9 protein-coding genes are annotated in these 16,346 nt (G+C 42.8%); 7 read left to right on the top strand and 2 right to left on the bottom strand.

Translation table 11 applies throughout. The annotated features are described in order from the left end of the window. Positions 1 to 230: 230 nt before the first annotated feature. Complete coding sequence (locus tag G575_RS0106925) at positions 231 to 3,515, bottom strand: DUF6359 domain-containing protein (protein WP_027972096.1); 3,285 nt, start codon at positions 3,513 to 3,515, stop codon at positions 231 to 233. A gap of 425 nt (positions 3,516 to 3,940) precedes the next feature. Here G575_RS0106925 and G575_RS0106930 point away from each other — a divergent pair, with 425 nt between their 5' ends. Both G575_RS0106930 and G575_RS0106935 read left to right on the top strand, forming a co-directional pair. Further along, positions 3,941 to 4,642: an ABC transporter ATP-binding protein gene (locus G575_RS0106930; RefSeq protein WP_027972097.1), complete on the top strand. Its 702-nt coding sequence runs from the start codon at positions 3,941 to 3,943 to the stop codon at positions 4,640 to 4,642. Positions 4,643 to 4,650: 8 nt separating this feature from the next. Next, complete coding sequence (locus tag G575_RS0106935) at positions 4,651 to 7,974, top strand: FtsX-like permease family protein (protein WP_037622817.1); 3,324 nt, start codon at positions 4,651 to 4,653, stop codon at positions 7,972 to 7,974. Between the two features lie 254 nt (positions 7,975 to 8,228). On the opposite strand, the gene argS is transcribed toward G575_RS0106935, so the two are convergent. After that, positions 8,229 to 9,920: an arginine--tRNA ligase gene (argS, locus tag G575_RS0106940; RefSeq protein ID WP_027972099.1), complete on the bottom strand. Its 1,692-nt coding sequence runs from the start codon at positions 9,918 to 9,920 to the stop codon at positions 8,229 to 8,231. A 167-nt stretch (positions 9,921 to 10,087) separates the two neighbouring features. On the opposite strand from argS, the gene argR reads away from it, so the two are divergent. From argR to mutL, 5 genes are all read left to right on the top strand, one after another. Further along, a complete protein-coding gene (argR, locus tag G575_RS0106945; RefSeq protein ID WP_027972100.1) occupies positions 10,088 to 10,522 on the top strand; it encodes an arginine repressor in 435 nt (144 codons plus the stop codon). Between the two features lie 10 nt (positions 10,523 to 10,532). Then, positions 10,533 to 13,073, top strand: a complete 2,541-nt coding sequence (gene mutS / locus G575_RS0106950) for a DNA mismatch repair protein MutS (protein ID WP_027972101.1) — start codon at positions 10,533 to 10,535, stop codon at positions 13,071 to 13,073. Between the two features lie 381 nt (positions 13,074 to 13,454). Next, entirely contained in the window at positions 13,455 to 13,898 is a 444-nt protein-coding gene (locus tag G575_RS0106960) for a LytTR family DNA-binding domain-containing protein (RefSeq protein WP_027972103.1), read from the top strand. After that, entirely contained in the window at positions 13,895 to 14,338 is a 444-nt protein-coding gene (locus tag G575_RS0106965; RefSeq protein WP_027972104.1) for a DUF3021 domain-containing protein, read from the top strand. Before G575_RS0106960 ends, G575_RS0106965 begins: the two co-directional genes overlap by 4 nt. Before the next feature lie 73 nt (positions 14,339 to 14,411). Next, positions 14,412 to 16,343, top strand: a complete 1,932-nt coding sequence (mutL, locus tag G575_RS0106970) for a DNA mismatch repair endonuclease MutL (RefSeq protein WP_027972105.1) — start codon at positions 14,412 to 14,414, stop codon at positions 16,341 to 16,343. Positions 16,344 to 16,346 lie beyond the last annotated feature (3 nt).

A 16,346-nucleotide genomic window follows, 5' to 3' on the forward strand; every position in this document is an offset into this window, starting at 1 on the left:
CGCTATAGCGATTTGTAGCTTTAAAGCATTCAAGGGGATGAGCGCCCCTTGTGTTGGATTGAAGAAAAGGTTCCTTTGGAACAATTTCTTCAATCTTTTTCTTTGTCGCCAAACAGCAAAAAAACTCCCAGAAACATATTACGATCAATGTTTCTGGGAGTTTTATTAACCTTATTTTTAAAATGACTACAGTGTCAGGAGTTGTCTGTGGTCTAGGTTATAACATTTACCTATCTTTTCTTAGGTCGGAAAGCCAAAAGACCAGTGAGTACAATAATCATTGATCCAAGACCAATCAAGACTAGGGTTTCAGCATCTCCTGTTTTTGGAAGGCCTTTTTTAGTCGATGTCTTTTTGGTCTGGCTAGTGGTAGTTGTTTGAGAGATTGTCTGTTGAGACTGGCTAGTTGAACCATTTTCTAATGCTTGCTTGCTTGATGTCGATGTGCTTGTGCTCGGGCTTGTTGTTGAACTACTTGGAGTTGTCTCTGTACTTGCCGTAGTTGTCGCGCTACTTGTTTCAGAAGCTTCTGTGCTTGCACTAGATGATTCAGTTGTCGTTGTATTTCCTGCCTCAGTTGTGGTTTCGGTAGTGGCTGTTGAGCTTGTCTCTGAAGCACTTGTCTCAGAGCTACTGGTTTCTGGGTTGGTTACCTGACTGCGGGTTTGACTGCTTTCAGAAGACGTCTCGCTAGAGCTTTGTTCTGGTGCAGCGGCAAGGCTGAGTTGAAGCAACAGTGGGTCATGGTCAGAAGCTCTGCCATGTTGCTCCATAAAGGCCGAATTGACATGAACCATATCAAACTCATAGCTGTTAAGAAGGTTGTTTGACACGAGCATGTTATCTAGAGATTGGTTGTTTCCATTATAGAAATAAGAGAAACGGTCTGCAGCATCGTGACGACTCACCAAGTTTGTCATACCACCAGTTTCCAAAATTTGAATCGTTTTGGTGAATTCATAATCGTTGAAATCTCCCAGCATGACAATGTTAGCATCAGGATTTTGAGCAGTAAAATCAGCAATGATTTGAGCCAGAGCATGACGTTTGCTTTCAGAGCCAAAAGTTACAGGTTGGATGCTACCGTAGAGGCCGTAATCTCCGCGTTTAGAATTGAGGTGGTTAGCGAGAACCACGACTTTCTCACCATTAAAGACAAATTCTGCCGCAAGGGTTTTACGGACACTTTGCCAAGCAGGGTTGGTAGGGTTGATACGTCCAACGCTATGGCTAAGGCCGTCTGCTGTCCAAGATACGGCATCGGTTGCGCTACCTTTAGGTTTATTGGACAGGCTAACGCGGTCTGGGTTGTAAAGGTAGCCTAGGCGAATGTTTCCACCTGCGGCTCCGCCATCTTGGTTATTTTCTGGTGCAATATCGATATAGGTATAGGTTGGTCCGCCAGCAGCTGCGATGGCTTGAATCAGACGGTTGGCACTTTGTGTAGCATCTGTGTTGCCACTATCAGTTGCACCGTCATTGTCTTGAACTTCTACAAGGCCGATAATATCTGGCGAGTTGAGGTCATTGACAAATGATTGTGCAATGCGCTGTACCTTAGCATCTGAAGTACTGCTCGTATTGGCAGAGAAGTTTTCGATATTGTAAGAAGCGATGCTCAATTTATCCGGTGATTTGACGAGACTCGTTTTTTCAGGAGTTATCCCGCCGTCTGTGAAAGTTGGTAGAGTCTTATCGTCGACATAAACTTTATAATTGGTGTAACTATAAGTGACAGGGCCATAAATACGTCCTGTAAAGTAGTCGCCAGATTTATAAGTGCCACTACCACTCTTCAATTGAATTGGGATGATGTCTGTGTTATTGCCATCAGGTCTCAGTGACACCCCGCCGACATTGTTGGTTGGGGTTGTGCTATTTCCAGAGAGGACATAGATTTCCTTATTTTTCATTGGGCCGATGACTTTAGCATCGTCTATGGCAACGACCATTCCTTCTAAGGATTCCCAAAAATCAATAGCATCTTCTGAAGGGTCAAAGGTCGCAAAACCATCGTTGTCAATGATATTACTTGGGAAAACACGATCAGTGCCTAAAAGCACAGGTGCGGGAACATCGGCTGTGTCAGTCTTGTCAATTTGACTGGCTACGATTTGTGTGGTCGCAAGGTCTGTTGTAAAGCGCTCGTCGTAACCTCTACCGATACGTTCTTCGACGGTACCTGTGATGGTTAAGACATCTCCTACAGCAACAGAGGTTCCTAATTGTCCAGAATAAATGTTGATACCATCAGAAGTATTAGGGTTGCCGTCTGCTGTTAGGTCTTGAACATAGAAATTGTTGTTAGCAGCGATGTAAGTGACGACAACGTCTTTTGTGGTTACTTTGCGGTTTTCGTATGGAGATTTATGATTTTCTCCTTGGATTTGGCTGACGGTCAATGTTTCAGAGACACCTGAGTCAGGCTTAGCTTTTGTAACGACTTCAAAATGGCTAAGATCAAATGGTCGGATTTGAGGAGTGGCGGTTGTTCCTGCCAGAATACCGGTCAGGTTGATAACATCACCTTTATCGATAATGGTTAAGAGATCAGCTGTTTTAAAACCAGTCCTGCTATCCAATTTAACGCTAATGGTATTGCCATCGCTATCGGTAGCTGTAAAGGTCGAATTATTGAAGTGATCGCTGTTGATAGTGCCAGCCGTCAGGTTATTGAGTTTTACAAGGGTTGCACTAGGTGCGCTAGCGATTGTTGGAATAGTGGTTTCAGTAGTTCCAGTAGCTACAGGGGTGTTTAACAGCTGATGATTAGTAATCGTTGCTAATTGTAGCTCGTTGTTGTAGGTGCTTAGGGTACCTGTTAGTTGGACAACATCGCCGATTTTATAACCTAGAGGATTGTTAGAACCAGGATAGACGTATAGACCTGCCCCAGAATCATCCTGGATATAAAAACCGTTTCCTCCCCAGCCACTCACAGCACTAATGATTTTGCCATAAACAGTGTAGCTGCTTCCAACTTGTCCTTGACGAACAGTGGCAATAGCAGTTGTATTAGTTGGAGTGGTAATAATCGGAGGCGTTACCGCTGTTGTTTCAGAACTTGTTGTTGAGGTTGTGCTGGTTGTTTCAGTTGTTGTATCGATGACAGTAATTTCTTTTGTCGATTTAATCCCGATACGACCAAAATAAGATTCGCTAGTACCAGTAATACGGACATATTTCCCAATCAGACTAGGGTTGTCAACGATATTGAAACTTGAGCGAATAGCTCCTGACGGCAGCTGGACAGGGATGGTGTCCTTAGCAGCGGCAGTTGGTGTTGCTCCGAGAGCTAGGTTAGTATTAACCGTTGCGTAGGCAGATCCAGATGTGTTAAGCGATCCGGTGATATAGCCTTCTACAGTCACTTCGGCCTTGGTCGGAGTTGCGATGATGCTATAATCAGGAACACTGATGGCGTGAACGAGATGTCCTGAGTTGGCGGATAAGAGAGCTAAGGTAGCTAAGACCGTAATGCTCTTGCGAATAATCTTCGAATAAGATGTTTTCACAGTAGTTACTCCTTTGTTTAGTCTAATGAAAAGTGTATGAAACAACACATTCATTATAACAAAAAAAGAAACGGAAATGAACCGTTTTCTTGACAAAAAATGAGAAAAACAGTTAAAAACCAAATATTTAAACGAACAAATGAAACAGTTTCTGTAAAAATGTATGAGAATTTCCTGTTTACAAGCCTGTCAAAAATATGTTTCGGTATTTTCAGGAAAGTTTTCAGTTATTGCGCTATGGCATGAAAGCGATGATGTATGGGTGGGAAATGTGATGGCTATCATTAAATAAGGGAGGTTTTCCCATTTTCTTTGATGACATCAAGATATTGTCTATTTTTGCAATTATGACTTTAATCGTTGCTATTCTCATGCGCTGGTTATATACTATAAGTGAGCTTACATTTAAACCAGAAAGGACGCTTATGGCATATATAGAGGTAAAACACGCTTCAAAGCGTTATTTGGTTGGGGAAACCATCATTTCGGCAAATGAAGATGTCAATTTTGAGATTGAAAAAGGTGAGTTGGTGATTATTTTAGGCTCATCTGGTGCAGGGAAATCAACCTTGCTCAATATTCTAGGCGGTATGGATACCACTGATGAGGGGCAAGTTATCATTGATGGAGTTGATATTGCTAGCTTTTCTTCTCATCAAAGAACCAATTATCGTCGCGATGATGTTGGTTTTGTCTTTCAGTTTTACAATCTAGTTGCCAATTTGACGGCTAAGGAAAATGTGGAGCTGGCTGCTGAGATTGTCAAGGATGCTATGGATCCTGTTGCCATTTTGACCGAAGTTGGCTTAGGGCACAGGTTGGATAATTTTCCAGCGCAGCTATCTGGTGGTGAGCAGCAGCGGGTTTCTATTGCGCGTGCTGTGGCAAAAAAGCCGAAAATTCTGCTCTGCGATGAGCCTACAGGAGCCCTAGATTATGAGACGGGTAAACAAGTACTACAAATATTGCAGCATTTGTCGCGTCATCAAGGAACGACCGTCATCATTGTTACTCATAATTCTGCCCTGGCTCCTATTGCAGATCGTGTCATCCACATGCGGGATGCCACGGTCAAATCGGTCAAGATGAATGCTAATCCACAGGATATCGCTAGTCTAGAATATTAGGAGGTGCCATGAGACGTATTTATCGAAAAGATATCTTACAAGCCTTTAGCAAGTCAAAGGGGAGGTTGTTTTCTATCTTTTCGCTGATGGCTATTGGGGCGATGGCTCTGATAGGGTTAAAAGTGACAACCCCAAACATGCAAAGAACAGCGCAGCAATTCATTGATGAGACAAATATGATGGATCTGGCTGTTATGTCTGATTATGGGTTGAGCAAGGAGGACGTCACAGAACTTTCAGAGATAGAAGGAGCGACTGTTGAATTTTCCTACCTGACGGATGTGACTATTTCTGGTAAACAAGATGCTGTTCGTCTTTTCTCTATATCTGAGCAGGTTTCCAAAGCCCGACTCTTATCTGGCGCAATGCCTACAGCGTCAAATCAGATTGTCCTTTCTGAGAATCTCAAGGCATCTTATCAGATAGGGGATCGCATTTCCTTTGCGCAAAACGAAAAGGGTATCCTGAGAACGACAGATTTCACAGTCACAGGGTTCGCTTCATCTGCGGAGATTTGGGATAATGATAGCATGGGCCAATCCAGTGCAGGTACAGGAGAATTGTCTGCCTACGCTTTTGCCTTAGATAAAGCCTTTGATTCCCCTGTTTACATGATTGCTCGCATTTCCTACCATGATTTGGAGAATAAAGCCTATTATCAAAAGGACTATGATAAGTTGCTAGATCAGCATCAGTCTGATTTAGAGTCGCTTTTGCAGGATAATGGTAGCGAGCGCTTAAAAGTGATTAAAACAGACGGCCAAAGGGCTATTGACAAAGGTTATCAGGACATTGCTGATTCAGAGAAACCATTAGCTGACGCAGCGAAAGCTATTTCTGATGGCGAAAAAGCCTTGGCAGATGGTCAACATCAATTGGTCCTGGCTAATCAGCAGCTTATAGAGGGGCAGTCTCAGCTTTTAGCTAACCAAGAGGAACTCAGTCTAGCTCGTCAACAACTAGAGGCTTCAGCAGAACAATTAACAGTTGCGAAAAGTCAATTAGATACCGCAAAAGCAGAGTTAGATGGCAAACGCATAGAGCTTGAAGCTGCTAATCAGGCCTTGAATGAAGCAAGAGCAGGATTGGACAGTGCTCAAGCAGACTTGATCCAAAGAGGTCAGGAGCTAAGTGAGGGATGGCTTCAGTTAGAAGAAGCTAAAAGTGACTTACATTTTCAGCGTGAGGCTCTTTTGGCGGCAGGTCAGGAACTTGAGAATTTTCCAGATCTTATCGCTACTCAATCCCTATTAACAGCTAAAGAAAGTGAGCTAAATGAAGCACAGAGACATTATGAGCTTGGTTTACAAAACTACCAAGTGGGTCAAGAAACTTATTTAAGCAATTTGGCAGCTTATGAGTCTGGTCTTGCACAATACACATCTGGTCAATCTCTCTATAATCAAAACCTTGCTCAATACGAATCGGGTCAGGCAAGCTATCAAGCTGGGATGGAGCAATATCAGAGTGGCCTTTCTCAGTATCAGTCAGCCCTATCTCGTCTAGCTACTTGGCAAGCAGCACTAGCGGCTAACCAAGAGACATTCACTCAAGAACAACAGAGACTTGAGCAGGCAAAGCAAGACTACACGAATCAAAAAACTCAGGCTGAGGCAGAAATAGTCAAAGCTAAAGAAGACTTGTCGAAGGCTCAGAAAGACCTGGATAAGCTGACTGTACCAAACTATACCAGCTATACTCGGGCAACACTACCTGGTAGCGAAGGCTACAATACTTACACAACTGGTGCTCAATCGGTATCGGCAGTTGGGGATATCTTTCCAGTCGTTCTTTATTTGGTGGCAGCCTTGGTCACCTTGACCACTATGACACGCTATGTGGATGAAGAACGTACTAATGCAGGAATTTTCAAAGCCCTGGGCTATAGCAATCATCACATTATTGCCAAATTTGTCATCTACGGTTTGGTGGCTAGTTTATTAGGGACAGTCGTTGGTATTTTAGCAGGTAACAGTGTCTTGTCTCCAATCATTGGAAATATCCTAACTAAAGGGACGGTAATTGGAGCAGCTCACTCGTACTTCTATCCAGAATGGTTATGGCTTGCTATAGGTTTGGCTGTAGTTTCAGCAGTTTTACCAGCCTATATGGTAGCCAAACGAGAGCTAACACAGGAAGCAGCTTACTTACTTCAAGCTAAACCGCCTGTGGCGGGTTCTAAGATTTTTCTGGAGAGAGTGCCTTTTATATGGAGACGCCTTAGTTTTACCCAAAAGGTTACAGCTCGCAATATTTTTCGCTATAAGCAACGCATGCTCATGACGATCTTTGGTGTGGCAGGTTCTGTAGCCTTGCTCTTTACTGGTCTTGGGATTCAGTCCTCTATTTCTGGTGTTGCAGACACTCAGTTTGGTGACATCATTCGTTACGATATGATTGTGGTTGGCGAGGAATTAGAGGCGCAGCTACTAACATCGGCTGACATCAAGGATTCTCTAGCTGTTACCTATCAACTTTTGACAGAGCAGGTAGCAGATAAGGATGTCTCGATTAACCTTCTAATCAGCAATAGTCAGCTATTTATGGACTACCTGTCATTACGTGATCCAGCCACAGGAACTCCCTTACTTTTGGATAATAGCGGAGCTATTATTAGTGAAAAGTTAGCCCAACTATATGGTATCAGGACAGGTGATCGGGTTAAGTTGCTGTTGGATAATCGAGTCGTTTCCATCACCGTATCAGGCATCGCTGAAATGTATGCCGGTCATTACCTGTATATGACAGCAGATTACTATGAAGAGTTGCTTGGCAAAAGTGCTTCTCAGAATGCTTATCTGGTCAAATTAAACAGTGACTCTGATGACCAGGTTAAGACTCTAGCTGCAAATCTTCTATCAAAGGATAAGGTGATAGCCGTGGTTCAAAATACCGCTCTGGCCAATACCATTCACACAGTGGCAAATTCTCTGCAATCGGTTATGGTCATCCTAATCGTTCTTTCCATTTTATTAGCACTGGTCATTCTTTATAATTTAACCAATATCAATGTCGCTGAGCGGATTCGTGAGCTCTCTACCATTAAGGTACTAGGGTTTCACAACAATGAGGTCACCATGTATATTTACCGTGAGACGATTAGTTTGTCTCTGATTGGCATTGTGACAGGTCTAGTTGGTGGTCGCTTGCTGCATCGTCTGATTCTTGGGATGATTGGCTCTAGTCAAATCATGTTTAAGCCAAGTGTTGCTTTATATGTGTATCTGGTACCGATTTTCGCCATAACTGGTATCTTAGCCCTGCTAGGAATCTATGTCAGTCGTACCCTCAGAAAAGTGGATATGTTAGAGGCCTTAAAGAGTGTTGAATAGTAGAGGACTAGTAGATAAGTGACTAGCCTCGTCATAGCAATATGAGAAAATGATTCTAAAAATGACTTGTCAAAAGATTTTGACAAGTCATTTTGCTTTTAGGGCTTTTCTTCAATTTGGATACTGGACAAAAAGTCTTAAAAGTAAAAAATAGCTTAGAATGACGTCATCAGAAACGTTGATTCTAAGCTATCTTTAATTACTCAAAATTAAATCGCAGTGAGAACATTTTAGTGTTTGTCAGCCTTTATTGATTACATCTCATCAGGTGCTTCGACACCGAGTAGTCGTAAGGCTTCTTTTAGGACAGTTGCTGTCGCGTAAGATAGGGCTAAGCGACTGTCACGCTCAGGACTTTCGTCAAGAATGCGCGTGTGAGCATAATACTTATTGAAGGCTTGTGCTAGATTGATAGCAAATTTGGCAATGATGGAAGGTTCAAAGTTATCGGATGCACGATTGATGGCATTTGGAAATTCTTGAATCAGTTTGATGATTTCCCAACTTTCTGCATCGCTCAAACTGTAAGTAGCATTAGCATCTGCCACAAAATTTGCCTTACGTAAAATAGACTGAATACGCGCGTGAGCGTATTGGACGTAAGGACCAGTTTCACCTTCAAAGGAGACCATGGCTTCAAGGTCAAAATCATAACCGTTCATGCGGTCTGTCTTGAGGTCGTAGAACTTGATAGCACCGACACCCACGGCATGTGCCACGGCCTCTTTATGAGGCAGATTTGGATTTTTAGCTTCAATCTGGGCTAGCGCACGGCTGACAGCTTCTGCAACTGTTGGCTCAAGTAGGATGACATTTCCTTTACGAGTTGATAGTTTTTTCCCTTCTTTTGTCACAAGACCAAAAGCCACGTGATGCATGTCATCTGACCAGTCATATCCCATTTCTTTAAGGACTGCTTTGAGCTGCTTAAAGTGAGCGCTCTGCTCATTTCCCACCACATAAATAGACTTGGCAAAGTCGTAGTGACGTTTGCGGTAAAGGGCAGCGGCTAGGTCACGAGTGATGTAGAGTGTTGCACCGTCTGATTTTTTGATTAAAGCAGGGTGCTCAATGCCGTATGATTCAAGGTTGACCACTTGGGCTCCTTGAGATTCTTGGAGTAGGCCTTTTTCAGTCAACAACTCAACAATTTCGTCCATTTTGTCGTTATAGAAGGCCTCGCCGTTGTAGCTGTCAAAGCTCACATCAAGTTCGTCATAAAGGCGGTTGAACTCAACCAAGCTCTCATCTCGGAACCATTGCCAGAGGGCAGTTGCTTCAGCGTCTCCAGCTTCGAGTTTTCGGAACCATTCGCGGGCTTCTTCGTCAACGGTAGGGTCATTTTCAGCTTCTTCGTTGATACGAACATAGAGTTTTAACAACTCAGAGATAGGGTTTGCCTCAACAGCTGCCTTATCGCCCCACTTTTTATAGGCAACAATCAACATTCCAAATTGTTTTCCCCAGTCGCCCAAGTGGTTGATACGAACAGGTTTATAACCTTGTTTTTCGACAATATTAGCCAAGGCATCTGCAATCACTGTTGATCTTAAATGACCGATAGAAAATGGCTTTGCGATGTTTGGGCTAGACATGTCAAATGCGATATGGCGCCCTTCTCCAATGGTTTGGTCTGCGTAATGGCTACCAGAAGCAATCACCTGAGATAAGACCTGAGCAGAAATCTGCGCCTTATCAAGGAAGAAATTGATGTAAGGACCAACAGCTTCCACTTTTTCAAAGTTGGAGGTATCAATCTTAGCAACAATTTCACTAGCAATCACATTTGGTGCTTTGCGCCAGCTTTTTGCCAAAGAAAAGACAGGGAAAGCCAGATCTCCCATGCTGGCATTTTTAGGTTTTTCTAATAAGTTTAAAATCGTTTCGAGCTCTAGTTCCGGTACAGCTTTTAGAATCTCGGCTGCAATTAGTGATTTTGTATCCATAGTGTCCCCTTGAAATTTTGTCGTTCCCTATATTTTACCACAAATGGGACAGGAATGCAGAAAAGATTATTTGATGCAAATACTTCTGAAATGCCTATTCTAGATTTGTATATTTTTTAAAAATCTAGTATAATTTCAAGGGATTAAACTATTAGAAAGCGATTATTATGAACAAGGTAGACCGTCACAAACTCATCAAAGAAATCATTCAAAAAGGCCATGTTGGTACCCAAGAGGAGATTAAACAAAACCTCCAAAAGCAAGGAATTTCGGTGACTCAAGCGACCTTATCTCGTGATTTGCGTGAACTGGGCCTATTAAAACTACGTGATGAACGTGGCAAACTCTACTATAGCTTGGCAGAAGCTGTTGTGTCTCAATTTAGCCAGGTTGCTCGAACTTATATTCGTCGTGTAGCGCGTGCAGGCTTTATGTTGGTATTGCATACAGAGCTTGGTGAGGCGGATGTTTTGGCTAATATTATCGACAAAGATGCCACTGACAATATTTTAGGAACTGTTGCGGGTGCCGATACCCTTCTTGTTATTTGCAAGGATGAAGCAATCGCAAGTGAATACGAAAAAGACCTACTGGCCAAGTAAGGAGGCGAAGATGGCAGCTGAAAAAATTTCGCCAGGCATGCAACAGTATTTGGATATTAAAGCAGAATATCCAGATGCTTTTTTGCTTTTCCGGATGGGTGATTTCTACGAACTTTTTTATGAAGATGCGGTGAAAGCAGCACAGATTTTGGAGATTGGACTTACCAGTCGTAATAAAAATGCAGAAAATCCGATTCCTATGGCAGGTGTCCCCCATCATTCTGCTCAGGCTTACATTGATGTGCTAGTAGAATTGGGTTATAAGGTGGCTATTGCTGAGCAGATGGAAGACCCTAAAATGGCTGTGGGAGTGGTTAAGCGAGCAGTTGTTCAGGTCATTACCCCTGGAACAGCCGTTGATAGTAGTAAACCTGATAATAGTAGCAATTTCTTAGTGGCTATTGATCAGAAGGGAGAAGACTTTGCCTTATCCTATATGGATGTGTCGACAGGTGAGTTTTTTGTGACTAAGTTAGTTGATTTCGCTGGTGTATGTAGCGAGATTCAGAACCTCAAGGCTAAGGAAGTGGTAGTGGGATTTGAGCTGTCGGAAGACCAACGAAAAATCCTGACGAAACAACTTAACCTACTTATCTCGGAGGAATTTGAGTGTCATAGCGATAATCATTTGCTTGATCAGAGCCTAACAGCTTTAGAACGTTCGGTTTCAGAAAAGTTACTGTCTTATGTCCATAAGACTCAGATGAGAGAGCTCAGCCATTTGCAAAAAGTCATGCCTTATCAAGTGAAAGATTTTATGCAGATGACTTACGCTACCAAGTCTAGCTTGGACCTTATCGAAAATGCTCGCACTAGTAAAAAGCATGGCAGTCTTTACTGGTTACTTGATGAGACAAAGACGGCTATGGGCATGCGCCTTCTTAGAAATTGGATCGATAAGCCCTTGATTTCTCTTGAGAAAATAAGAGAGCGCCAAGAGATTATTGCTTTGTTTTTGGATCATTTTATTGAGCGAAGTGATTTGGCTGAAGGGTTAAAAGGGGTCTATGATATTGAGCGTTTGGTCAGTCGCGTCTCTTTTGGAAAAGCGACTCCCAAAGATTTGCTTCAGCTAGGTCAGACCTTAGCCCAGGTTCCTTATATTAAGGCTCTTCTAGAAAGTTTTCAGTCAGCATCTCTTGATCAGTTGGTTCAGCAAATTGATACCTTACCTGAACTAGAACATTTAATCAGCTCTGCTATTGACCCAGAAGCACAGGCGACAATCTCTGAAGGTGGCATTATCAGGACTGGTTTTGATGAGACCTTGGATAAATATCGTCTGGTCATGAAAGAGGGAATGACCTGGATTGCGGAAATCGAGGCCAAAGAACGTGCTGCGACAGGAATCAATGCGTTAAGGATTGATTATAATCGTAAAGATGGCTATTATTTCCATGTGACTAACTCCAATCTCTCGTTGGTCCCAGATTATTTTTTCCGAAAAGCAACTTTGAAGAATTCTGAACGTTTTGGAACGGCAGAGCTTGCGAAAATTGAGGGAGAAATGCTAGAGGCAAGGGAGCAATCTGCTTCGCTGGAATATGATATTTTCATGCGCGTGCGGGCTCAAATCGAGCGTTACATTGATCGCTTGCAAGGTCTGGCCAAAGCTTTGGCAACTGTTGATGTTTTACAGAGCCTTGCACAGGTCGCTGAGACCAATCATTATGTCAGACCGACTTTTAACCAAGAGAGCAAGATTGCCATCACAAAAGGTAGACATGCCGTTGTCGAAAAGGTCATGGGGGCTCAGACCTACATCCCAAATAGTATTGCATTTGCGCCAGAGACTAAGATTCAGCTTATCACAGGGCCTAATATGTCGGGTAAATCGACTTATATGAGACAGCTTGCCCTGACTGCTATCATGGCACAAATGGGGTCGTATGTTGCGGCAGATTCTGCTGATTTGCCTATTTTTGATGCCATCTACACTCGCATCGGTGCAGCGGATGATTTGATTTCAGGGCAATCAACCTTTATGGTTGAGATGATGGAAGCTAACCAAGCCATACAGCGAGCCACATCCAACTCTCTTATTCTATTTGATGAGTTGGGGCGTGGGACGGCCACTTATGATGGCATGGCGCTTGCTCAGTCCATTATTGAGCATATTCATGATAAGGTTGGGGCAAAGACCATGTTTGCCACTCACTATCATGAGTTGACAGAGCTGTCAACAACCTTGACAAGTCTTGTCAACGTCCATGTGGCTACTTTGGAGAAAGATGGTGAAGTCACTTTCCTGCATAAGATTGCTGAAGGTCCAGCCGATAAGTCCTACGGGATTCATGTGGCTAAGATTGCGGGGATGCCAGAGGCTTTATTGCAACGGGCAGATCGTATTTTGCAGACGCTTGAAAACCAAGCTCCTACTGCACCAACTAACCCAGCTCAGTCAGTAGTGGCAGAACCGTCTGGTCAAATCGACCTCTTTGCAGACACCCCTTCTCACCCAGTCCTCGATGAACTGGCTAATCTTGACATCTACAACATGACCCCAATGGAAGTCATGATGGTAGTAGCAGAATTGAAGAAGAAACTATAATCATTTAGTTTGCTTTATTACTTCGGCGAGCGAGGAAACGTTGTTTCCTTATTTCCAACTTCAACCTCGCTCTTGCATTTTTAGGCTCAGGCTGAAATAGTTCCCCAAACTGTTTTGCTCCACTGGAGTGTTTGACCTCGATTTGCCGTACTCCAGTTATATCTGCGGTTGTTGACGCGAATTTTGTTCGCTTTATTTCCAACCTCCAACTATCTCCCAGACAGTTGGAGCGAGTACTAAAAGCAGACTAAAAGACTATACAATGAAAGTCAGGACTCTTGTTCTGGCTTTTGCCGTTTAGTGCAGGAAATTGACCACATAGCCAAAAGCTCTTGAAAGCTCAGGAGAAAAGGTGTTTAATAGGGACAGAAAGGAGAAAAGATGAAAGTAAAACTGACTATTGATTCTAATGTAGTTGAGGATATTGTCCATATAGAGGCAAAGGAAAAGACGACTAAAATTGAATCTTTGCTGACCTTTATCAACAATTTAGGGAATAAGCCTGATAAACTAACCCTTAAAAGAGAGGATGACATCTACAAAGTTGCTGTCAAGGACATTTACAACTTTGTTATTGAGAATCGTGTGGTCATGGTAAAGACAGCCCATCAGACCTATAAGACCAGCTTGCGTCTTTACCAGATTGCCCAGCAGTTGCCAGAGGAATTTATCCAGATTTCCCAGTCAGAAATTGTCAACCTCAATGCCCTAGATCATCTAGAATTGACAACAAATGGTCTGGTTAAAATTTACCTGAAAAATCAGGAGGTGACCTATTCGTCACGCCGTTATTTGAAAAAAATCAAGGAGGTCTTAGGACTATGAAAAAATACCTACTATCAGCATCGCTTGGTGTGACCATTGGCACCACTATATCCCTCTTTTTCTCAGCGCTTTTTGCAGAAGGGCATTTCTATCCTGTTAATCCCAAGTCAACAGCAGGAATCTTTTATTCGGAACACTTGACAGACTTGTCAACTATGTTGATAGCTGTTGTCATTTGGGCTGCTATAGGTGTTTTTTTCCGCGTAGCGGATAAAATTTTTGAGACGTCATGGAGCTTACTCAAGATGACCGTGTTGCATTTTATCACAACGGTGATAGGCTTTACCGGACTAGCTATTCTTGCCGGTTGGTTCCCTTTGAGTCTAGGCAATCTGCTCTTTTTCTGGGCAATCTTTGTCCTTATCTATGCCATTATTTACGGTATTAATTACCATCAAATGAAAAAAACCATTGCTAGTATTAACCAGCAATTAGGTTAGAAGAAGACCTTCTCAAATGAGAAGGCTTTTTATGATATAATAATCCTATCTAAGAAGAGACAAAGGATAGACTATGAGTAAGATTATCGAATTGCCAGAAGTTCTGGCCAATCAGATTGCCGCAGGTGAAGTGGTTGAAAGACCGGCCAGTGTCGTCAAGGAACTTTTGGAAAATGCCATTGATGCGGGTAGTAGTCAGATTACCATTGACATTGAAGAGGCAGGTCTTAAAAAAATTCAAATCACAGACAATGGTGAAGGCATGTCGCAGGAGGATGTGGTCTTATCTCTGCGCCGCCATGCCACTTCAAAAATCAAAAGTCAAGCGGATCTTTTTAGGATTAGAACTCTGGGTTTTCGTGGAGAAGCCATGCCTTCAATCGCCTCTATCAGTCGTATGACGATTGTTACTGCCACAGAAGGTGAGGAGCATGGGACCTTGCTTATTTCAAATGGAGGGAATATTGAGAGGGTTGAACCTATTGCCACACCGATTGGTACAAAAATCACTGTTGAAAATCTCTTTTTTAATACTCCTGCACGCTTAAAGTACATGAAAAGTCTGCAGGCAGAGCTTGCTAATATTGTTGATGTGGTTAATCGTCTAAGTCTGGCGCATCCAGAAGTTGCTTTTACCCTTATTGCAGATGGGCGTGAAATGACAAGAACCTCAGGGACAGGTGATTTGCGTCAGGCGATTGCAGGTATTTATGGTCTTAATGCGGTTAAGAAAATGGTTGCTATTTCAGCTTCGGATTTGGATTTTGAGGTTTCAGGCTATGTTAGCTTGCCCGAACTGACGCGTGCCAATCGCAATTACATTACCATTTTAATTAATGGGCGATACATCAAAAACTTCCTCCTCAATCGTGCCATCTTAGACGGGTATGGCTCAAAGCTCATGGTGGGTCGCTTTCCATTGGCTGTCATTGATATTCAAATCGATCCCTATCTTACCGATGTCAATGTCCACCCGACTAAGCAGGAAGTTCGTATTTCTAAAGAAAAGGAGCTGATGCAGCTAATCAGCTCTGCCATTGCTGAAAGCCTGAGAGCTCAGGATCTGATTCCAGACGCTCTTGAAAATCTGGCAAAATCAAGTGTTAAACGAACAGAAAAACCTGTTCAGACCAGTCTTTCACTTCGGACAGCAGAGATTTATGATAGTAGAATTGCTAGTAATGGAGACCTTGTCGAAGAAGAAAGAGAGACCTTTGAGGTTGACAGTGATGTCAAAGAAGTTGACAATGGTGTCAAAGCTCAGTTATCCCTTAAGCGGGCAGAGCGGGGCTTGTTTAATGCAGATAGCGAACATGGTCATCTGGATTTTAAAAACAAAAGAAAGATGAGTCAGATCCTTGAAAGTTTAGAAACTGAGGAGAGGTCGTCCTTTCCTGAACTTGATTATTTTGGTCAAATGCACGGGACCTACCTTTTTGCCCAGGGAGAGGGTGGTCTTTATATCATCGATCAGCATGCGGCTCAGGAGCGGGTCAAATACGAATATTACCGCGAAACGATTGGTCAGGTCGACAGTTCCTTGCAGCAACTCTTGGTTCCTTATCTCTTTGAATTTTCAGCCTCAGATTTTCTTAATCTGCAGGAAAAGATGCCCCTGCTTAATGAGGTTGGTATCTATTTAGAGCCTTTTGGGGATAATACCTTTATCCTGCGCGAGCACCCAATCTGGATGAAAGAAGAGGAGATTGAGTCTGGTGTATATGAGATGTGTGACATGCTACTCCTGACTAATGAGGTATCCATCAAAAAATACCGTGCCGAGCTGGCCATTATGATGTCTTGTAAGCGTAGTATCAAAGCGAATCATGCTTTAGATGACTATTCAGCTCGTCATTTGTTGGTGCAACTGGCACAATGTCAAAATCCATACAACTGCCCACATGGACGGCCGGTTCTTGTCAATTTTACCAAGACTGATATGGAAAAAATGTTCCGTCGTATTCAGGAAAATCATACCAGTTTGCGAGACCTAGGCAAGTATTAGTTT

The sequence above is a fragment of the Streptococcus plurextorum DSM 22810 genome (genome assembly GCF_000423745.1).
Lineage (GTDB): Bacteria > Bacillota > Bacilli > Lactobacillales > Streptococcaceae > Streptococcus > Streptococcus plurextorum.